This window comes from Pantoea sp. EEL5, assembly GCF_049892805.1.
Lineage (GTDB): Bacteria > Pseudomonadota > Gammaproteobacteria > Enterobacterales > Enterobacteriaceae > Pantoea > Pantoea ananatis.
This window is the reverse complement of record NZ_JBNDNJ010000001.1, coordinates 714918-733806: the sequence shown is the minus strand read 5'-3', so window position 1 is coordinate 733806 and position 18889 is coordinate 714918. Positions and strand designations below refer to the sequence as shown.

The window sequence follows — 18889 nt, the reverse complement described above, 5'->3', positions numbered from 1 at the left end:
AAGCCAGGCTTCAGGCGGCTCCGGCTATTTGCGGGTTGGCGCAGGAATGGTCATATTCAGCAAGCCACGCGACTTGTTGAAAATTTTATTGCCATTCTCACGTCCTGCCCGGCGAGCGCGTTGCTCTTCGGGTGACAGGCGGGCTTCCTCCTGACAGAGCGGGCTACAGCAGTGCTCGTACTTTTCGGCACAACGTTCACACTGGATAAACAGCAGGTGACAGCCGTCATTAACGCAGTTTACGTGGGTATCACACGGCGTCCCGCACTGGTGGCAGTGGGATAACACATCATCCGAAATACGCTCGCCCATGCGTTCATCAAAAACAAAGTTCTTGCCTTTGAAACGCACCGGAAGATTTTGTTCCCGTGCGCGGCGTGCATACTCAATAATGCCGCCTTCGACGTGATAAACATCTTCGAACCCGTTATGGCGCATCCAGGCGCTGGCTTTTTCACAGCGAATCCCCCCGGTGCAGTACATGACGATTTTTTTATCCTTCTTATCCTTCAGCATGTCCACCGCCATCGGCAACTGGTCACGGAACGTATCGGCAGGCACCTCAAGCGCATTATCAAAGCGCCCGACTTCATACTCGTAATGATTTCGCATATCCACGAATACCGCATCGGGATCGTCAAGCATAGCGTTCACTTCCGCCGCTTTCAGATAGTTGCCGACGTCGCTGGCATCAAAAGTTTCATCGTCGATGCCGTCCGCGACAATGCGGTCACGTACTTTCAGACGCAATACCCAAAACGATTTGCCATCGTCGTCGAGCGCGATATTCATACGCAGATGATTTAACGCCGGATCAAAACCGTACAAATAGGCCTTCATCGCCTCGTACTGGCTGGCGGGCACGCTCAGTTGTGCGTTGATGCCTTCGTGCGCAACGTAAATACGCCCAAACACCTTCAATGCGGTTAACCCGAGATAGAGTTCGTCGCGAAACGCTTTTGGATCGGCAATAGTGAAATACTTGTAAAAAGAGACTGTGGTGCGCGGCTCGGTTTCCGCCAGCATGCGCGCCTTCAGCTCTTTATTGGAAACAAGGTTGTGTAACACTGGCATGGTGTTCGTTCCTGTTATCAATAGAAGAAATTTAGCGCGCACATGATACCTGAATTGAAAAAAATGCGAAGCGTATAAGAAAAATTGATAGTTTAACCTGTACATTTTCGCCGGTCCGGGTATTCATACTTCTCTTTTTGCTCCCGACAACAACCTGCGAAATGCTGTAACATTTCAGCAGTGGGAAAAAAATGGCACAATAACCGCAACTGACGAAAAACAGCACCGCTGGTGCACGACGCAGGATAATAATATTTAAGATGACCCAATTGCCCCAATTTTCACGCGCGCTTTTGCATCCCCGCTATTGGTTAACCTGGCTGGGCATAATTCTGTTGTATATCCTGGTATTGCTGCCCTATCCACTACTCTATGCACTTGGTTGCCGTATTGGTCGCCTTGGTATGCGCTTCATGAAGCGACGCGTGGCCATTGCGCGCCGTAATCTGGAGCTCAGCTTTCCCGAGATGCCGGAAGTCGATCGCGAAGCCATGATTAAGCATAACTTTGAATCGGTAGGGATGGGGCTGATTGAAACCGGCATGGCCTGGTTCTGGCCCGACTGGCGCATCCACAAATGGCACAAACCTTCTGGTCTGGAACATATTCAGCAGGCCCATGATAGCCAGCGCGGCGTGCTGTTAATTGGCATGCATTTCTTAACGCTGGAGATCGGTGCTCGCATGTTTGGCATCCATAATCCCGGCATTGGCGTCTACCGGCCTAACGACAATAAATTAATCGACTGGCTGCAGACGCGCGGTCGTATGCGCTCAAACAAAGGGATGTTAGATCGTAAAGATCTCAAAGGCATGATTCGGGCGTTAAAGCGCGGCGATATCATCTGGTACGCGCCCGACCATGATTATGGCCCGCGCAGCAGCGTATTTGTGCCCTTCTTTGGCGTGGAAAAGGCGGCAACAACCGTGGGTACGCATATGCTGATCCGCACCGGTAAACCCGCCGTCATCCCCTTTGTTCCACGTCGCCTGCCCGAAGGACGCGGCTACGAACTGATTATTCTGCCTGACGTCAGCGCGAATTTCCCCCTGACCAGCGACGAAGACACGGCTCTGCGCATGAACAAGGTGGTTGAAGAAGGCGTGCTCATCGCCCCTGAACAGTACATGTGGCTGCACCGCCGTTTCAAAACCCGGCCAGAAGGTGAGCCTTCACGCTATTAGATCCGCTGCTCAGCCGCTGTTCGCGTTTACTGCGAGCAGCGGCTGCCGGGCGATAACGGACTGAACAGTTCCAACGTAATCAGGCGATGAATATGATTATCCGAGGCGGCGATGTCCAGCCCTGGCATGTTGAGTATGCAAAGCCCGTCGAGCCCACAGACCAGACTAATTAGCCGCCAGGCAATATTGTCCGCTTTATCAAGTAGCCTGAACTCACCGGCTTCCTCCCCCGCCTTGATGACGGCGACGGTTTCCTGCTGCCACATCTCCATTGCAACGATATAGGCGCCGCGCATTTCTGCATCGCGTCCTGCCAGGATCTGGGCTTCGCGCCACAACCGAATGTAGGGCTCAAACCGGCCATCATCGCTACCCAGCATGGAGAAGAGTCGCTCACGCCAGCTGGCGTTTTTCGTTACGGTTTCGGTGTCCAGTATTCTTCGGCTCAGGCGAATAAACGCCTGGGACTTAAGCTCGCCAATACCCGAGAAGTGATGGTGCACCTGACCAACGGCAACCTGCGCCTCTGCGGCGATACGTCTTACCGTCATGGCCGCATAGCCTTCCTGAAGGGCAACGGTCATTGCGGCCTGCAGTATGCCTTCCCGGCGCTCATCGCGACTTAAATAGTTCATCTCAACCTACCTGAAACGGTAAAGCAACGAGTCTAACAAAAAGTTGGACAAGCGTTCAACATTAAGTAGGATCCGTTTTGGACATGTGTTCAACTTTATTTCAAAGGGATCGTAATGCTTCGTCAGTGGGTCGCGTTGGTGATTATCGTCATGCTGTATATCCCGGTCGCAATCGATGCCACGGTGCTGCATGTTGCCGTACCGACGCTGAGCATGACGCTAAACGCCAGTGGCAACCAGCTGCTGTGGATCATTGATATCTACTCACTGGTCATGGCCGGTATGGTGTTACCTATGGGTGCACTGGGCGATCGTATCGGATTTAAACGCCTGCTGATAACGGGTAGCCTGCTGTTTGGCCTGTCATCGCTGGCGGCGGCGCTGGCCCCTTCGGCTGCGTGGCTGATAGCAACCCGCGCGTCACTGGCCATCGGGGCAGCCATGATAATCCCGGCAACGCTTGCCGGGATCCGGACACTGTTTGTTGAAGCGCGCGATCGCAATATTGCGCTGGGCGTCTGGGCCGCCGTCGGTTCCGGTGGCGCCGCGTTTGGCCCGCTGATTGGCGGTGCCGTACTGGAACATTATGACTGGGGGGCGATTTTTTTCATTAACGTCCCGCTTGTCGTGGTGATAGTTGCGCTCGCCGTCTGGCTGATTCCGGGACAGCCGGGGCGACCGGAGCAAAAACTGAATCTGCCCCATGCGCTGCTGTTGATCGTCGCCATACTGCTGTTGGTCTACAGCGCCAAAACGGCGCTCAAGGGTGATGTATCGCCGTCGCAGGTCACGGCAGCCCTGATCGCAGGCGCCGCGATGCTTGCCTTGTTTATCCGTCTTCAACGGCGAGCGGAACAGCCGATGATCGATTTGCAGCTGTTTTGCCATCGCATAATTTTAAGTGGTGTGGTGATGGCCCTGACCGCGATGATCGCGCTGGTGGGGTTTGAACTACTTATGGCGCAGGAGCTGCAGTTTGTCCATGGCTTCACGCCCTTCGAAGCCGGAAAATTTATGTTGCCGGTCATGATTGCCAGCGGTTTCAGCGGCCCCATCGCAGGGATACTGGTCGGCAAGCTGGGTCTGAGGCCGGTCGCAGTTGGCGGCATGGGATTCAGCGGTATCAGCTTTCTGGGGCTGTCGATGCTGGACTTCAGTACCCAGCAGTGGCAGGCCTGGAGCCTGATGGTGCTGCTGGGCTTTAGCGCATCCAGTGCCCTGCTGGCGTCGACCTCTGCCATTATGGCGGCCGCGCCAAAAGAAAAAGCCGCCGCAGCCGGCGCCATTGAAACCATGTCCTATGAGCTGGGTGCCGGACTGGGCATTGCCCTCTTTGGTCTGCTGCTGACCCGTAGCTTTACCGCTTCGATTGTGCTGCCGTCGGCACTGGACCCTGGGCTTGCAGAAAAAGCCTCATCCTCCATCGGTGAGGCCATTAAAGTGGCACAGACGCTGGAGCCTGCACTCGCCGGGGCAACGATTCAGGCGGCAAAAGCGGCCTTTATCACCTCTCACAGCGTGGCGCTGGTCAGCGCGGCTGTGCTGTTACTCCTGCTGGCTGCGGGTATTGGATTTAGCCTGGCAAAGAGCGCGCAGAAGTAACCGATGCGTTGCCGCGAACCGGCGCTGCAACGGGAGAACGATCCCGCAGTAACGATCGTGATAATATTCGCGATCGTTACTGCCTGAAGCCCTGTGATCAGGCTGGCGATAGCGCCGCTGAGCGGCTCAACAACGGAAAAATCTATGCTCTGGCTTATCTCTAAATATGCGATAACTGCCCTGATGGTGGTGATTATTTCTGAAGCGGCTAAACGCAGCGATCGCCTGGGTGGGCTCCTGGCCGCCCTGCCGCTTGTCACCATCCTGGTGTTGATCTGGATGAAACTTGAAGGACAGAGCCAGACAAAGATCGCCGCTCATGCCTGGTATACATTCTGGTATGTGGTACCGACCCTGCCAATGTTTATCCTCTTCCCGTTTTTGTACCAACGTACCGGCTTCTGGCTCACGCTGGGGCTGAGTTGCCTGATCACGATCGTCCTGTTCATGCTGTGGGCAGGTTTTCTGAAAAGGTTTGGTATTGACCTGTTGTAGCCTGCCGATATGGCCAGCAGGTGTTCAGCTATAGCAGCTAACGGATGCGATTCAGGACTGGCTGTATGTGCAGAACGTTCGTCCGCTAAAGTGGCCCGACTTTCCCTCCTGAGATTTTCGTCTATTCTTCACTGAAATCACGTTAATCAGGCAAGGAGAGAAGCATGAGTATGTTCACTACACTGGAAGAAGCGATTGATGCTGCGCGTGAAGAGTTTCTCGCCAGCCATCCGGATATTGAGCAAGACGATGCGGCCATCAACCAGTTTGGCCTGCAAAAATATGTGATGCAGGACGGTGACATCATGTGGCAGGCAGAGTTCTTCGAAGACGAAGGGGATTCGGGCGAGTGTTTGCCTGTGCGCAGCAATGAAGCCGCTCAGGCTATCTTTGACGGCGATTTTGATGAGATTGAACTGCGTCAGGAGTGGTTAGCAGAAAATACGCTGCACGAGTGGGATGACGGTGAGTTTCAACTTGAACCTCCGCTGGACAGCGAAGAAGGTAAAGCCGCGGCGCAGGAATGGGAAGACGATAACAGCGACTCTGACCGCAGTTACTCATAAGGTCCATGGCTGGCATCTACCGGAATCAGCAGCGTGTCGACCACCAGTGACAGCGGCAGGTCGAGAATGGTGATAACCCGCCATGCGCCATCACGGATATCCCACTTTACGCCGGGGTAAAACTGATTACCGTGTCCCTGCCCGGGCACGGTGCGGCTGATGATACTGCCACAGCCGCTCAGCGTAACGACGGCGAGGGATAACAGGATGACTTTAGCGAATGTATTCACAATAGCGACTCAGGTTAAACAGGCGCTATTTTAATCATGAGTTGAGCCGGGTTGCCATCCCCATTCGTGCAAAGTGCAAAATAATGTTGCCGTCTGTAACCGGCGACGGGCGTAAAAAAAGCGGCATTTCTGCCGCTTTCTTCGTTGCTACGCCTGATGCGGTAAGGCATCGGGGTTGAGAGGCATTTTTTGATAGCTCTCTACCCACTGATGATACTTTTCACCACTTTCCCACAGGCGAGTATGTACACGCGCCAGCACCACCGGATCGCTGATCAGCTGCAAGCGCTGCTCTCGATTCAGTTTTTCCGGCGCATCGCTCAGTGCCTGATCGACGCGGCGATCGCGCGCATGATCAAGTAACTGACTCTGCTTGTGGCGTGAGGTCGCAAGCGCGGTCGCCAGGGCGTTAAACGCAGGATGGAACAGCGCATGCATAAAGCCATTTTTCAGCACGCGCTGACGGTTGAGTTCCACATAGCGATCGGTATCCACCAGCTCTTTCGGCGGATCGTACTCTTCCGGGATCAGGAACAGCTTCGCTTTCTTACTCTTGATGCCGAGGCCAGAGCGGCTCGACATCACCGATACAAACGGCGACAGAATAAGCGAGAACACGATTGGCGCCAGCCACCACAGGAAGTTGAGATCCAGCCACCCCATCCCGGCAGCCCAGACAATGCCCAGGGCCATCTGCGAACCGTGACGCTTGAAGGCTTCGCTCCAGGGTGTGGCATCATCGTCACGCTGCGGTGAGTTCCAGACCACTTCCCAGCCCAGGAACGCGCTTACCACAAATACGGTGTGGAACAGCATACGCACCGGTGCCAGCAGCACCGAGAACAGCATCTCCAGCAGCAGCGAGACGAACAGACGTAGCGCACCGCCGTAGGGTTTCGCCCCCTTACACCAGATCAGCACGACGCTGAGCAGTTTCGGCAGGAACAGCAGCACCAGCGTGGTCGAGAACAGCGCAATCGCCAGTTCAGGACGCCACTGGGGCCAGACCGGGAACAGCTGCCTTGGCTGCAGGAAGTAAGTGGGCTCCATGAGCGTATGCACCACCTGTAACGCGGTGGACAGTGCCAGGAACAGGAACCACAGCGGTGCCGACAGATAAGACATCACGCCCGTCAGGAAGACGGCACGGTGCACCGGGTGCATCCCTTTCACCAGAAACAGGCGAAAGTTCATCAGGTTACCGTGACACCAGCGGCGATCGCGCTTAAGTTCGTCCAGCAGGTTTGGCGGGAGCTCCTCATAGGAACCCGGCAAATCATAGGCGATCCATACGCCCCAGCCAGCACGGCGCATCAGTGCCGCTTCCACGAAGTCATGCGACAGGATGGAACCGGCAAACGAGCCTTCACCCGGCAGCGGTGCCAGTGCGCAGTGCTCGATAAACGGCTTCACACGAATGATGGCGTTATGGCCCCAGTAGTGCGACTCACCCAACTGCCAGAAGTGCAGACCGGCGGTAAACAACGGGCCGTAAACGCGGGTCGCAAACTGCTGACAACGCGCATAAAGCGTGTCCATGCCCGAGGCTTTTGGCGAAGACTGGATGATACCGGCATTAGGGTTAGCATCCATCATGCGCACCAGGCCCGTCAGACATTCACCGCTCATGACGCTGTCGGCGTCCAGCACCACCATGTAGCTATAGTTGCTGCCCCAGCGACGGCAAAAGTCATCGATGTTGCCGCTTTTACGCTTCACACGGCGACGACGACGGCGATAGAATATCTTGCCCGCGCCACCGACGTCACGTACCAGCTCCATCCAGGCTTTCTGCTCAGCGATAGCGATATCGGCATCGTAACTGTCACTCAGGATGTAAACATCAAAGTGCTCAGCATTTCCGGTACGCACCACTGATTCCCAGGTCGCCCGTAAACCAGCAAAAACGCGTCCTACATCTTCATTACAGATCGGCATGATCAGCGCGGTACGGTGCGCAGGATTAAGGGGTTCATCGCCGACGGTAGAATAGGAAATGCTGTATTTATCCCGACCAATCAGCAGTTGCAGGAAGCCCATCAACGCCGTCCAGAAACCCGCCGACACCCAGCAGAACAGGATCGCAAACAGGAACAGAATCCCGGTCTGCAACACATAAGGCAGAATCTGCATAACAGACTGCTGCCAGTTCTGGTTGATCATGTCCATGGGATCCAGCAGCGTCCAGCCCTGGTAAGGCAAAATGGTTTTCATGTACCACGTCGCCACCACGGTCTGCATAATCGTGAGGATCAACAGAATATAACGACGAATGGACCCCACGTGGCGCCACTTCTCTTCCGCGCGCTGCTCTTCGGCCGAAGCATAACGGGGAACAGACTTGTGTCCCCGTAGCGAGTCCCAGGCGCGAGCCAGCGGGTTAGTGCGCCAGGCTTCCGGGAACATCAATGAACGCTTCACTTTTGGCATCGCCTTTAACGTGGTGCGATCAAGATAGTCCTTGCCTAGCTGCTGTCCCCCGGCAAGTGAATCGGGCCAGGCCATTTCCACTCGCGACGACACCGATTTTAAAGGTGCATCCTCAGGGCGATCGCTGGCAGCCACATCCTGGCCCAGCGATTCGTGTAACTGGTGAAACGTCTGCGCATTTTGCAACGAAGCGGCCAGACGCGTTTTTCCTGCCGCATCCAGCGGCAGGGCTTCTACATAGCGTTGAGGTGTAAAAGTCAAATTATTCATTGGCAGGTAACTGATAGCTCCAGGTTTCCGTCAATGTCTTGTCACCGCTGACCAGCGCTGCACGCATCTCTGTCGCCTGCTTGTTATCTTTCACGCGCAGACGCAATACCAGACGCCAGCCTTTGGTGACCGGATTGTAGCGAACGCTTTGTTCGACCACTTCGGCGTTCTTGCCTACGCTGACCTGCGGCGCAACCTGACTGTCGGCAGGCATTTCACTCATGTCTTTGCCGACGAAATCGATGGTGAAGGCAACAGTGCCATCCGGTTGACGGACTAAATTCGACTGCTTCACATCGCCCGCTGAACGCAGCGTATCTTTCACCCAGGCAACATCGTCAGAATGCAGTTTGTTTTCATTACGGCCAAAGTGCAGACGGTATTTGAAATCCATCGCTTTACCCGGTTCCGGCAGGTTTTCCGGTGTCCAGAACGTCACGATGTTATCGTTCGTCTCATCTGCGGTAGGAATCTCAACCAGCTCAACGCGTCCTTTACCCCAGTCGCCGATTGGCTCAACCCAGCCGCTTGGACGCAGGTCGTAACGGTCATCCAGGTCCTGATAGTTATTGAAATCACGTCCGCGCTGTAACAGCCCGAAGCCTTTTGGATTTTCAATGGTATAGGTGCTGACGGCCAGGTGACGCGGGTTATTCAGCGGACGCCAAATCCACTCACCGTTGCCGCTGTGAATCGACAGACCGTCTGAATCATGCAGTTCAGGACGGAAATTAGACACTGGCGACGGCTGATTGCGACCAAACAGGAACATGCTGGTTAACGGTGCAATACCCAGTTTACCTACGTTGTCGCGTAAATAGACTTTGGTCTGCACATCAACCGTGGATTCCTGGCCTGGATGGATGGTAAAGCGATAAGCACCGGTCGCGCGTGGAGAATCCAGCAGTGCGTAGATCACCAGCTGTTTGTCCTGCGGTTTGGGTCGTTCAATCCAGAACTCTTTAAAACGCGGGAACTCTTCGCCTGATGGCAGCGCGGTGTCGATAGCCAGACCACGGGCAGACAGGCCATAAACCTGACCGGCACCGATCACGCGGAAATAGCTGGCACCGAGGAAGCTGGCGATTTCGTCATCTTTCTTGTTCTTGCTGTTCAACGGATACAGCACTTTAAAACCCGCAAAGCCGAGGTTTTTCACCGCATCGGCATCGTGTTTCACATTGCCGAAGTTGAAATAATCAGGACTGTATTTGATTTCGCGAACGGTATTGGCGGTGATCTCGTTAATTTTCACCGGCAGATCAAAGTACATCCCCTGATGGTAGAATTCGAGTTTGAACGGCGTACGCAGTTTGCCCCAATACGCTTTATCGTGGTTGAACTGAATCTGCTGGTAGTCAGCAAATTTCATATCACGAAATTGAGAGGGTAAATTGCTTTTTGGCGCTTCGAAGCTTTTTCCGGACAGATCTTTGGCTTGTTTTGCCACATCATCAAAATTAAACGCCCAACTGTTGTTGGCATACAAAGCCAGCAGGACTGCCGCGCCAATCCAGCGCATTTTCGTCAGCCCAACATTATTTTTTTCTTTAGTCAGCACATCCCCCCCTTTCGTGTGCTTAATACAAACCCGCTTATCTTAATGGATAATTCGGCTTTCCGACAGCACATGCACAACAATGTTCCCGATAATCCTCTGCTCGAGGGGTGATTTTAGGACAATTAAACGTTACGGGCTCAACTGAGATTCAACTGATAGTATACTCTGTTATCTGCAGCTAGAATTTCCTTCCGACATAATACGGTTTCAGGGCGAAACCGGCTAAAAACGTACTAACGAACTGGAACTTTATGAGTACAACAAAAACTGAGCGTGAGTATTTTCTCGACTCGATCCGGGCCTGTTTGATGTTATTGGGCGTGCCGTTTCACGTTTCCCTGATCTATTCGTCGCAGAAATGGGCCGTCAACAGCAGCGACGCTTCGTTATGGCTTACGACCCTGAATGATTTTATTCATGCGTTCCGCATGCAGGTGTTTTTTGTCATCTCCGGCTACTTCTCTTACATGCTCTATCTGCGCTATCAGCCCCGACGCTTTCTGAAAGTTCGTCTGGAGCGGGTCGGCATTCCGATGCTGACGGCGGTGCCCTTAATTACGCTGCCACAGTTCTTTATGCTGAAGGCATGGACAAGCAAATACGCGGACTGGAGCGCCCTGCCGCCCTACGCCAAATTCAACAACCTGATGTGGGAGCTGATCTCCCACCTGTGGTTTTTACTGGTGCTGTTAATTCTTACCACACTCGGCATGATCACGTTCCGCTGGTTGCGGGATCAAAAGCGTAACATTGATTATCAACGCGTGGGCTGGGGGAAACTGGCGCTTGGCCTGTTGATCTGGGGCCTGATGTGGGGCGCTTTTCGACGTGTTGTCTTTTACACGAATCCAACCCTTTTAAGCGATGCGCTGTTTAATTTCGTGGTGATGCAGTCCCTGTTCTACCTGCCCTTTTTTATGCTGGGCGCACTCAGTTGGAAACATCAGGCGCTGAAACAGCTGTTCGTGCGAGTGAATCCCGTGCTGTTCATTGGCGCAGTGCTGCTGCTGGTGGCATATATTGTCAATCAACGCACAAGCAGTGGTGAAGGCTGGTTGTATGAGCTGGACGCGTTAATCAGCAGCATGATGGGACTTTGCATGCTGAACGTCTGTTACAGTCTGGGACATAAACTGCTTAACTCACATTCGCCAGGCATTATGTATCTGGTTAACGCCTCGCTGTTTATTTATCTGGTGCACCATCCCCTGACGCTGCTGTACGGCATTTATGTGACGCCTGTACTGCATAACAATACGCTGGGCTTCCTGCTGGGTCTGGTCATGGTATTTGGCGTGTCATTCACGTTGTATGAGTTGCACCTGCGTATTCCTCTTCTGCGTTTTCTGTTTTCCGGTAAGCCGCAGAAGCGCTAATGATAAGGCGATCGCTGCCGATCGCCTTGCTTCAAAGCAGCCACTCAATAGGTAATCGCCACACCAGTCGAACCTGCAGACGCTGCCACCAGCTACAGCCGGGTTCATGCTTGTGAACAACTTGCTGCGCCTCGCCGGGATACTCCAGCCAGTTTACTCTTCCCCACTTGTCCAGCCGCAACGTCCAGGCCCGATCGCGCATCGAGTCGCTAAAACGCTGATGGGTTTCGGCGGCCAGTTTTTCACTTTCAATGACCAGCCCCATTTCGGTGTTGAGCACCGCCGAGCGTGGATCGAAGTTAAATGAGCCGATAAACAGGATTTTTTCATCCACTGAAAAGGTTTTCGCGTGCAAACTTGAGCCTGAATTACCGGTCAAGCCGCGATCGTGCGGCGTATCATTCAGGCCGGCCTGGGGTTTTAATTCGAAAAGCGAAATGCCGTGCCGCAACAGTTTTTTCCGCCATTTTGCATAGCCCGCATGCACAATGGACACATCGTTTGCCGCCAGCGAGTTCGTTAACACCGCGATCTTCACCCCTTTGCGCTTCATCGCCAGCAGTTGGGCAACGCCCGCGCGGGTCGGCACAAAGTAAGCGGAAATGATGTCGAACTGATGCTGAGGCGCACCGATCACTTCCATCATACGCTGAGGCAGAAGTGACTTGCGTCGGGCTTTTCCCAGGCCCTTGCGCGGATCGTCACTCAACAGGCGCGTTTTGGCCCAGACAAAAGGCAGATCGTCCTGAGTCAGTTGATCGATCAGCGAGGACTTATTCAGGCGCTGAAGATAATGCTGTACGGTCTCGCTTTCACGCCACTCCGGCGGTAACACCACATCCGGATGCGCCGACATCGGCTGATCCAGCACCTCGCTTAGCGGCGAAACGGGTTTACTGTTCCAGTAGCGTTCAAAATCTTCGGCCACTTCGTTAACCACCGAGCCGATAGCCAGCACGTCGAGATCGGCAAACAGGGGTTCGTTGCCCGTACCAAAATATTCGTCGCCAATGTTACGTCCACCGACTACCGTCGTGACGCCATCCGCCGTGAAGCTCTTATTATGCATCCGCCGGTTGAGGCGGGCGAAGTCGGTGAGATAGCCCAGCGCGCGCAGGGTACGAAAGGAGAACGGATTGAACAGCCTGACGGTAATGTTGGGATGGTGATTCAGCTGCGCCAGCGTATCATCCAGCCCTGGCGTATTGTTATCGTCCAGCAGCAGCCGTACGATCACCCCGCGATTGGCGGCCTCCAACATGGCACTGAACAGCAACCTGCCCGACATATCGTTTTGCCAGATATAGTATTGTATATCCAGCGTCTTCGCGGCTTTCTCCATCAGCAGGTAACGTGCGGCAAAAGCATCCAGCCCGTCACTGAGTGGATGAATGCCGCTCAACCCCGGATGGTGCAAACAAAGCGGAACCAGCCGCTCTTCAAGCCAGCTCTGCCGTGATGGGCTCTGGGGCAAATCAAACGCTTCGGTCATGGATATTCCCTGAATCATACTGTCATTTATTATTATTCCTCCGGGCGCCAGAGTATGCCAGCGCCGGTTGCACATCAGCCATGCTGATGGCACCGTTTTTTAGTCTAGACTTAGTCGAACGATCTGTGACTGTCATTTGCCCGGCAGGAGAGGAATATGAGTCAATCGCCCTTAACTGACGACCGTTTACGCCATCATCCCCGCCTGTTTCAGAGCTTTTTTCAGGGCAGCTTCCCCTGTTCCACCGCCTGCCGCACGCCGGGCAAACGGCTGGATATGGTGATCAGCAGCGGGCACGATATGCTGCTTAAAAAAGACTATGCGGCACTGGTCGATCTGCATCTGTTGACCGCGCGGGATGGTGCACGCTGGCACCTGATTGAAAAAACGCCTAACCAGTACGACTGGAGCAGTTTCCTGCCAATGGTCGAAGCGGCACGGGATAACCAGTTGCAGATCATCTGGGAACTGGCCCACTTTGGCTATCCCGATCATATTTCTGTCTGGAAAGCCGGGTTCGTCGACCACTTCGAACGTTATGCCCGGGAAATGGCGCGCATTATCCGCGATCAGGGCATTCAGCAGGCTTTTTTCACGCCCGTAAACCAGATCTCATTCTGGTCCTGGGCAGGTGCCGACGTGGCCTGGTTTAATCCCCATGCCAGTCAGCGTGGTAAAGAGCTTAAGCGGCAACTGGTTCGTGCTTCTCTGGCTGCCATGAAGGCAATTCGTGAGGTGATACCCGACGCCCGTTTTGTGCTGACCGATCCTTTGGTGCAGATTGCCCATCATCCCGATAACCCCGACAGTAAACCCGGGGCTGATGCACAGCATCAGGCGCAGTTTGAAGCCTGGGATATGTTAGCCGGACGTGTCGATAAAGAACTGGGCGGGCACGAAGATTTTCTGGATATTCTGGGCCTGAACTACTATCCGGATAACCACTGGTTCTTCCCCGATCGGCCAATGGACAGAGACGACCCGGTACGCGCCCCGCTCCATATTTTGCTGGCGCAATACTGGCAGCGTTACCAACGTCCCATGCTGATAGCCGAAACCGGTGCCGAAGGCGAAGCTCGCGCGCCCTGGCTACAGGAGGTCAGTGAAAACGTTGCCGTTGCCCTGGATCAGGGCATTGCGATGGAGGGCATTTCGCTCTATCCCGTGGTGGAGTACCCGGCATGGGCAGACGACAGGCGTTCTCCAGGGTCACTGCTGGGCCTCGCCGATCCCAATGGCAACCGCACCGTGCATGAGGACCTGGCACTGGTGCTGCGCAGTCAGCAGATAAAGTTCACTAAGCGCGATCAGAGCTGACGCGAGGGCGGTTTGGGATAACAGGTTTGCGTATCAAGGCGCTCCGGCGGCGAGGCAAGGCGGCTGTCGTTTAGCCACGTCACCACAAACAAGAAAGTGACACCGATCAGGCAAGCGGTCAGCAGGCCAATAATCGCAATCAGTTTATCATCTCTCGATTCCATCCCTCACTCCTTTCAGGTCCGGTTGATAAACACTAACTCATCCAAAGCGTGACGATCAAAACGAAAATAATCAGCGTGACCGAGGTTACTGCCAGCACCACAATCGCAAAGTGAGCATCGGCAAGGGGCTGAACCACAGGTTCATCGTGCTCTTCTGGTGGGCTGGGTAAAAGCATGCTCTTCCTGGTTAACGCGTGGCTCAAAGGTGCATTTGCGGGCTACAGTGTAGAGCAATCTTATTCAGGAATCCGTTATTTTACAAACCCGCCCTGATGGAGCGGCACGACCGGAATGTGCCGCCCTTCAGCCCCTGCCATACCGGCTAGTGCGGCGCTATTTCCCGGCAGACCAGCCGCCGCCCAGCGCGCGATACAGCTCAATTTGCGCCTGCAGTAGATTATTTTTGACCGTCACCAGGTTCAGTTGAGTCGCAAACAGGGTGCGCTGTGCATCCAGCTCGTCCAGATAAGAGGCATAACCGTTTTGGTAGCGTTCGGTCGCGATGCGCAACGCGTCGGCGACAAACTGTTCCTGTTGACGAAGCGCTTCCTGTTGCGCCTCGCCCTGGCGAATCGCATCCAGTGCATTATTCACCTCTGAAAAGGCGTTTCGCACCACTTTCTCATAGCTGTACAAAGCCTGATTACGCGAAGCCATGGAGACATCCACCTGCGCGGTTAACGCTTCACGATTGAGTAAGGGGGCCAGAATACTGCCGCCGACGCTCCACAGGCGGAAAGGATCGTCCACCAGCTGATGCAACACGGAACTCTGAAGCGTGCCTGAGGCAGTGAGGTTAATTCCCGGCAGCAGCTTCGCTTTGGATGACGCCAGCGTGGCATCGGCGGCCAGCAGTTGACGCTGTGCCTGCACGATATCAGGACGACGATTCAGCAGTGCAGACGGCAGTACGCCCGGCATAACCTGCGGCATGATAGCCGTGAACGCCCGATGGCGTGCGATTTCACGTGGATTCATCCCTACCAGGATGCTGAGCGCATTTTCCTGTTGCGCAATTTGATGCTGGAGTTGCGGAACCTGAGCTTTAGCGGACTGATACTCAGATGAAGCCTGCATCCACTCCAGCCGGGAGGTATATCCCGTTTCGAACTGGCGCTGCGCCAGTTTGAGCGAGTTGTGCCGCGTTGCCAGCGTAGCCTCGGTAACGCGCAGTTGCTCATCCAGCGCGCACAGCGTCATATAACCGGATGCCACCGAACTGGCGATGGTCAGCTCGGCTGCCGAGGCGGCGGCCTGCTGTGCCTCCAGCGTCGCCTGCGCCGCATCGATCGAACGGCTGCGCGCGCCCCACAAATCCACATTGTAGCTGGCCTGTAGCTGCCCCTGAAAAACCGAGGTGTCATTAGGCTGTCCCGTCGCCGCGGATAATGCGCGCTGACGCGTCGCCGCGACGCCGCCGCTGAGCGTCGGAAAATTGTCCCCTTCCGTTGCTCGTAGCTGGGCCCGATACTGATCAACCCGTGAACGGGCGATCAGGATATCCGGATTATTACGCAATGCCTGATCCACCAGGCGATTAAGATCGGCGTCGCCAAAGGCCTGCCACCATGCGGCTTCCGGTGGCGCAGAAGGCCCAACCCGATCGCGCCACTGTGGGGGAATGGGCAAGGCGGACGGGGCTTTGTCGACCTGGGTGCTGCACCCTGCCAGCACGACCGCCAGCAGGGCAGCGGCTATACGCAAGCCCTTCATGGCGTTTTCTCTCCCTCTCCGTCCACGTGTGCGGCCGTGTCAATGCTGACCTCAACCGACATCCCGGGACGCAGCTGTTGCTGGACCTCTGGCGCCACATCAATACGTACCGGAATACGCTGAGCGATTTTAACGAAGTTGCCGGTCGCATTGTCCGGCGATATGGCACTGAATTCTGAACCTGCAGCAGGTGAAAGATATTCAACGCGACCCTGGAAGGTTTTACCGTCCAGTGCATCCACACGAATCGTTACCGGCAGCCCCGGACGAATATGCGCCAGCTGCGTTTCTTTGTAGTTCGCGATAATCCACTTATGGTTGGGCACCACCGACGTCAGGCGCGTACCGGCCGTCACGTAGGCGCCTTTACGCACGGATAGCTGTCCGAGTTGCCCTTCGTCAGGTGAGGTAATGCGCGTGTTGGCCAGATCGATTTCCGCCAGCTCCAGAGCGGCCTTCGCACTGGCCACGTCCCCTTCAAGCGAGGCACGGTTAACAATGACCGTTTGCAAGTTTTGCTGGGCCACCGCAACCTGCGCTTCCGCCTGATGCAGCTGAGCCAGCCCCTGCGCATTCGCCGCGCGCGCCGCATCGCGTTCGCGCACCGAGAGCGAACCGTCTGCGGCCAGATTTTCAACACGTTTTAGATCCAGACCGCTTTTCACCGCCTGGGCTTTGGCGTTTTCCAGCGCCGCTTTATTACTCTGAATCGTGGCCTGCGCGCTGAGGCGCTGCTGCTGATTATTATTGAGTGCAGCCTGCTTCATGGCCAGCTGCGCCTGCGCCTGGTGCACGCGCTGACGATAGATACGATCGTCAATGGTCATCAGTAACTGACCTTTTTTAACCGGCTGTAGGTCAACCACATCCACCTGGGTCAGATAACCATTTACCTGCGGACTGATAAACGTGACCTGCCCGCGGACATAGGCATTTTCCGTGCTCTGAACGGAACTGGTGAAAGGCCAAAGCTGCCAGGCATACAGAATAACCAGCACGCCTGTCACCACAATACCGCTGCCTAAAGCAATCGAGAGAATACGACGGCGGTTGGCCCGATCGCGTTCTGCTGCCTGAAGTTCATCCTGTTGACTCATTGTTGCTCCGTTCGTTCTTGTGCGGCGGCAAGCTGACGCTGCTCTGCCAGATTGAAGGTGGCCTGTCGCCAGTCGAGATAGCGCCGACGCGTTAAGCGCCACAGCACCCACATCAGGGTAATCAGCGCCAGAGCCGCCGTCAGCAGATAGGTATCGTTATAGGCCAGTACGTTGGCCTGCAAGGTTGCGACTGACTGAAGCTGGCTGGTGCTTTGTGCACTAAGCAGGGCGCTGTCGCTGATCTGACTGGTAAACAGGGCGCCATATTGGCTAAGCCGTTCACTGACGTTGGGATCCAGTAACGATAATTGATCGCCAAGAAGACTGGAGTGATATTTTTCACGCCAGGTTTGAAAGGTGCCCAGAATCGCCGAGCCGATTAAGCCGCCCAGATTTTGGCTCATGCCAAACAACACCACAAAACTGACCAGATTTTTCGGCTGGGTCACCACGCTACCAATGCCCATCAGCATGGCGGGCGCCATAAAAAAGGCGCTGCCGAATCCCAGTAAAAACTGGCTTAAGTACATGTTGTTCGCACGAGTAACCGGGCTGGATTGCGCGTCCATCAGTGAGGCGATGATCATCACGATGAGTGACACCACAATCGGCCAGTTGAGATGCGTTGGCTTAATAGTTAGCGCACTGGCTGCAATGCCGGCAATCACTCCGGCGATGATCGCCCAGGCTAAGCCGTGCAGCTGATCGTTTTGTAGGCCAATCTGCTGCAAAAAACCTATCGCACCGGTATTCTGCTCCGCCAGCACGATACGAATCATGATCATCACGATGCCCAGACGCACGATCATCCCGTTGCTGAGCCAGCGCGTATTGATCAGCGGATTGCGGCGGTTATGCTCGATCACGAAAGCCGTGACGATGAGCACCAACGCCAGCGCAGCACAAACGCCGAGCCAGGGCGTGCTAAACCACCATTCAATTCGGCCGAGTGACAGTACGCCGCACAGCAGTGCCATGCCCGGTGCCAGCAGCATAAAGGTGACGAAATCCATCTTCTCAAACGCCTTAATACGATCGCCCGGCGGCAGCTTAACCACTAACACCGCGCCCAACGCAATCAGCGCTAACCCCAGCTCAAACAGATAAAGCCCGCGCCACTCCTCAAGCTGGAGCAACTCGCTGGAAAAGAGTCGGGCCAGCGGAATCGCCAACTGCGAAACGGTCAGGCCAATAACCAGGGCCTTCAGCCGATGTTTCGCCGGCCACGCCTGCACCTGATAATAGATCCCCAGCGAGCTCAGGGCAGCGCCCACCATGCCATGGGCGGTGCGGACGATAATCGCCGAACTGAGATCGTTGGCAAAGAGATGGAAAAAGGCGACTAAGACATAAAGCACCAGAAAGGCTTCGGTGAAAACCCGCAGTCCAAACTGCTGACGAAATTTCACCAGCAGCAGGTTGATGGAGATATTCCCCATCACATATACCGCCGGTAGCCAGGCAATTTCATTGGAGTAAGCGGCAAAGGTTCCTTGCAGATTCGTGAGGTTCGCACTGACCAGCGCGTTGCTCAGTGCACCGGTCAGGGAGATCAGCAGGCCAATCAGCCCAAACGCAATGCGTTTAGGCGTTGAGTGCAGCGGCGTCGAAGGTGACCCCGGCAGCATAGGTTTTTCATGTGGCAACCATTCACGCGCAGCGTAGGGATTGCGCCGGGCCATA

At 55.0% G+C, this 18889-nt stretch carries 17 protein-coding genes; 6 read left to right on the top strand and 11 right to left on the bottom strand.

All coding sequences use genetic code 11. The annotated features are described in order from the left end of the window. Nucleotides 1–24: 24 nt before the first annotated feature. Entirely contained in the window at nucleotides 25–1074 is a 1050-nt protein-coding gene (locus tag ACPXSQ_RS03550) for a rhodanese-related sulfurtransferase (protein WP_028715005.1), read from the bottom strand. A 260-nt stretch (nucleotides 1075–1334) separates the two neighbouring features. Between ACPXSQ_RS03550 and ACPXSQ_RS03545 the strand changes: the two genes are divergently transcribed. Then, the gene (locus tag ACPXSQ_RS03545; protein WP_013025329.1) at nucleotides 1335–2258 is read left to right on the top strand and encodes a Kdo(2)-lipid IV(A) acyltransferase; all 924 of its coding nucleotides are present in this window, start codon (nucleotides 1335–1337) and stop codon (nucleotides 2256–2258) included. A gap of 26 nt (nucleotides 2259–2284) precedes the next feature. On the opposite strand, the gene ACPXSQ_RS03540 is transcribed toward ACPXSQ_RS03545, so the two are convergent. Further along, nucleotides 2285–2893, bottom strand: coding sequence for a TetR family transcriptional regulator (locus tag ACPXSQ_RS03540; RefSeq protein ID WP_014593406.1), 609 nt, complete (start codon nucleotides 2891–2893; stop codon nucleotides 2285–2287). Between the two features lie 114 nt (nucleotides 2894–3007). Here ACPXSQ_RS03540 and ACPXSQ_RS03535 point away from each other — a divergent pair, with 114 nt between their 5' ends. The 3 genes from ACPXSQ_RS03535 (at nucleotide 3008) to ACPXSQ_RS03525 (ending at nucleotide 5556) form a co-directional block, all read left to right on the top strand. Beyond that, complete coding sequence (locus ACPXSQ_RS03535; RefSeq protein WP_014593405.1) at nucleotides 3008–4495, top strand: MFS transporter; 1488 nt, start codon at nucleotides 3008–3010, stop codon at nucleotides 4493–4495. Nucleotides 4496–4639: 144 nt separating this feature from the next. Continuing rightward, entirely contained in the window at nucleotides 4640–4990 is a 351-nt protein-coding gene (locus ACPXSQ_RS03530) for a DUF3147 family protein (RefSeq protein ID WP_013025326.1), read from the top strand. Between the two features lie 164 nt (nucleotides 4991–5154). Beyond that, a complete protein-coding gene (locus ACPXSQ_RS03525; protein ID WP_013025325.1) occupies nucleotides 5155–5556 on the top strand; it encodes a MysB family protein in 402 nt (133 codons plus the stop codon). Here ACPXSQ_RS03525 and ACPXSQ_RS03520 read toward each other — a convergent pair. From ACPXSQ_RS03520 to ACPXSQ_RS03510, 3 genes are all read right to left on the bottom strand, one after another. Further along, nucleotides 5547–5786: a YceK/YidQ family lipoprotein gene (locus tag ACPXSQ_RS03520; protein WP_013025324.1), complete on the bottom strand. Its 240-nt coding sequence runs from the start codon at nucleotides 5784–5786 to the stop codon at nucleotides 5547–5549. The two genes, ACPXSQ_RS03525 and ACPXSQ_RS03520, sit on opposite strands and share 10 nt — an antisense overlap. Before the next feature lie 147 nt (nucleotides 5787–5933). Further along, nucleotides 5934–8486 (bottom strand): glucans biosynthesis glucosyltransferase MdoH, encoded by a 2553-nt coding sequence (mdoH, locus tag ACPXSQ_RS03515; RefSeq protein WP_013025323.1) that lies wholly within the window; start codon nucleotides 8484–8486, stop codon nucleotides 5934–5936. Continuing rightward, a complete protein-coding gene (locus ACPXSQ_RS03510) occupies nucleotides 8479–10017 on the bottom strand; it encodes a glucan biosynthesis protein G (RefSeq protein ID WP_041457564.1) in 1539 nt (512 codons plus the stop codon). The genes mdoH and ACPXSQ_RS03510 overlap by 8 nt, the downstream gene beginning before the upstream one ends. 281 nt (nucleotides 10018–10298) lie before the next feature. Here ACPXSQ_RS03510 and mdoC point away from each other — a divergent pair, with 281 nt between their 5' ends. Then, a complete protein-coding gene (gene mdoC, locus ACPXSQ_RS03505) occupies nucleotides 10299–11423 on the top strand; it encodes a glucans biosynthesis protein MdoC (RefSeq protein ID WP_014593404.1) in 1125 nt (374 codons plus the stop codon). 31 nt (nucleotides 11424–11454) lie between these two features. On the opposite strand, the gene ACPXSQ_RS03500 is transcribed toward mdoC, so the two are convergent. Next, a complete protein-coding gene (locus ACPXSQ_RS03500) occupies nucleotides 11455–12915 on the bottom strand; it encodes a phospholipase D family protein (RefSeq protein ID WP_019105718.1) in 1461 nt (486 codons plus the stop codon). Between the two features lie 156 nt (nucleotides 12916–13071). On the opposite strand from ACPXSQ_RS03500, the gene ACPXSQ_RS03495 reads away from it, so the two are divergent. Beyond that, nucleotides 13072–14232, top strand: coding sequence for a beta-glucosidase (locus ACPXSQ_RS03495; RefSeq protein WP_014593402.1), 1161 nt, complete (start codon nucleotides 13072–13074; stop codon nucleotides 14230–14232). Here ACPXSQ_RS03495 and ACPXSQ_RS03490 read toward each other — a convergent pair. The 5 genes from ACPXSQ_RS03490 to ACPXSQ_RS03470 all read right to left on the bottom strand — a co-directional run bounded on the left by ACPXSQ_RS03490 (nucleotide 14223) and on the right by ACPXSQ_RS03470 (nucleotide 18888). Beyond that, nucleotides 14223–14396 (bottom strand): hypothetical protein, encoded by a 174-nt coding sequence (locus ACPXSQ_RS03490; RefSeq protein ID WP_014606151.1) that lies wholly within the window; start codon nucleotides 14394–14396, stop codon nucleotides 14223–14225. The genes ACPXSQ_RS03495 and ACPXSQ_RS03490 overlap by 10 nt on opposite strands. A gap of 32 nt (nucleotides 14397–14428) precedes the next feature. Beyond that, nucleotides 14429–14572 carry a hypothetical protein gene (locus ACPXSQ_RS03485; protein ID WP_014606152.1) on the bottom strand — a complete coding sequence of 48 codons (144 nt, stop codon included), beginning with the start codon at nucleotides 14570–14572 and terminating at the stop codon, nucleotides 14429–14431. A 157-nt stretch (nucleotides 14573–14729) separates the two neighbouring features. Beyond that, nucleotides 14730–16109: an efflux transporter outer membrane subunit gene (locus tag ACPXSQ_RS03480; RefSeq protein ID WP_013025316.1), complete on the bottom strand. Its 1380-nt coding sequence runs from the start codon at nucleotides 16107–16109 to the stop codon at nucleotides 14730–14732. After that, entirely contained in the window at nucleotides 16106–17206 is a 1101-nt protein-coding gene (locus tag ACPXSQ_RS03475; protein ID WP_013025315.1) for an HlyD family secretion protein, read from the bottom strand. Before ACPXSQ_RS03475 ends, ACPXSQ_RS03480 begins: the two co-directional genes overlap by 4 nt. After that, entirely contained in the window at nucleotides 17203–18888 is a 1686-nt protein-coding gene (locus ACPXSQ_RS03470; RefSeq protein ID WP_014606155.1) for an MFS transporter, read from the bottom strand. Before ACPXSQ_RS03470 ends, ACPXSQ_RS03475 begins: the two co-directional genes overlap by 4 nt. Nucleotide 18889: the final 1 nt, after the last annotated feature.

Bases quoted from the DNA above. Each gene is read 5' to 3' on its own strand.
- ACPXSQ_RS03550 (WP_028715005.1), bottom strand. From the start codon at position 1,074: ATGCCAGTGTTACACAACCTTGTTTCCAATAAAGAGCTGAAGGCGCGC.
- ACPXSQ_RS03545 (WP_013025329.1), top strand. From the start codon at position 1,335: ATGACCCAATTGCCCCAATTTTCACGCGCGCTTTTGCATCCCCGCTAT.
- ACPXSQ_RS03540 (WP_014593406.1), bottom strand. From the start codon at position 2,893: ATGAACTATTTAAGTCGCGATGAGCGCCGGGAAGGCATACTGCAGGCC.
- ACPXSQ_RS03535 (WP_014593405.1), top strand. From the start codon at position 3,008: ATGCTTCGTCAGTGGGTCGCGTTGGTGATTATCGTCATGCTGTATATC.
- ACPXSQ_RS03530 (WP_013025326.1), top strand. From the start codon at position 4,640: ATGCTCTGGCTTATCTCTAAATATGCGATAACTGCCCTGATGGTGGTG.
- ACPXSQ_RS03525 (WP_013025325.1), top strand. From the start codon at position 5,155: ATGAGTATGTTCACTACACTGGAAGAAGCGATTGATGCTGCGCGTGAA.
- mdoH (WP_013025323.1), bottom strand. From the start codon at position 8,486: ATGAATAATTTGACTTTTACACCTCAACGCTATGTAGAAGCCCTGCCG.
- mdoC (WP_014593404.1), top strand. From the start codon at position 10,299: ATGAGTACAACAAAAACTGAGCGTGAGTATTTTCTCGACTCGATCCGG.
- ACPXSQ_RS03500 (WP_019105718.1), bottom strand. From the start codon at position 12,915: ATGACCGAAGCGTTTGATTTGCCCCAGAGCCCATCACGGCAGAGCTGG.
- ACPXSQ_RS03495 (WP_014593402.1), top strand. From the start codon at position 13,072: ATGAGTCAATCGCCCTTAACTGACGACCGTTTACGCCATCATCCCCGC.
- ACPXSQ_RS03490 (WP_014606151.1), bottom strand. From the start codon at position 14,396: ATGGAATCGAGAGATGATAAACTGATTGCGATTATTGGCCTGCTGACC.
- ACPXSQ_RS03485 (WP_014606152.1), bottom strand. From the start codon at position 14,572: ATGCTTTTACCCAGCCCACCAGAAGAGCACGATGAACCTGTGGTTCAG.
- ACPXSQ_RS03480 (WP_013025316.1), bottom strand. From the start codon at position 16,109: ATGAAGGGCTTGCGTATAGCCGCTGCCCTGCTGGCGGTCGTGCTGGCA.
- ACPXSQ_RS03475 (WP_013025315.1), bottom strand. From the start codon at position 17,206: ATGAGTCAACAGGATGAACTTCAGGCAGCAGAACGCGATCGGGCCAAC.
- ACPXSQ_RS03470 (WP_014606155.1), bottom strand. From the start codon at position 18,888: ATGGCCCGGCGCAATCCCTACGCTGCGCGTGAATGGTTGCCACATGAA.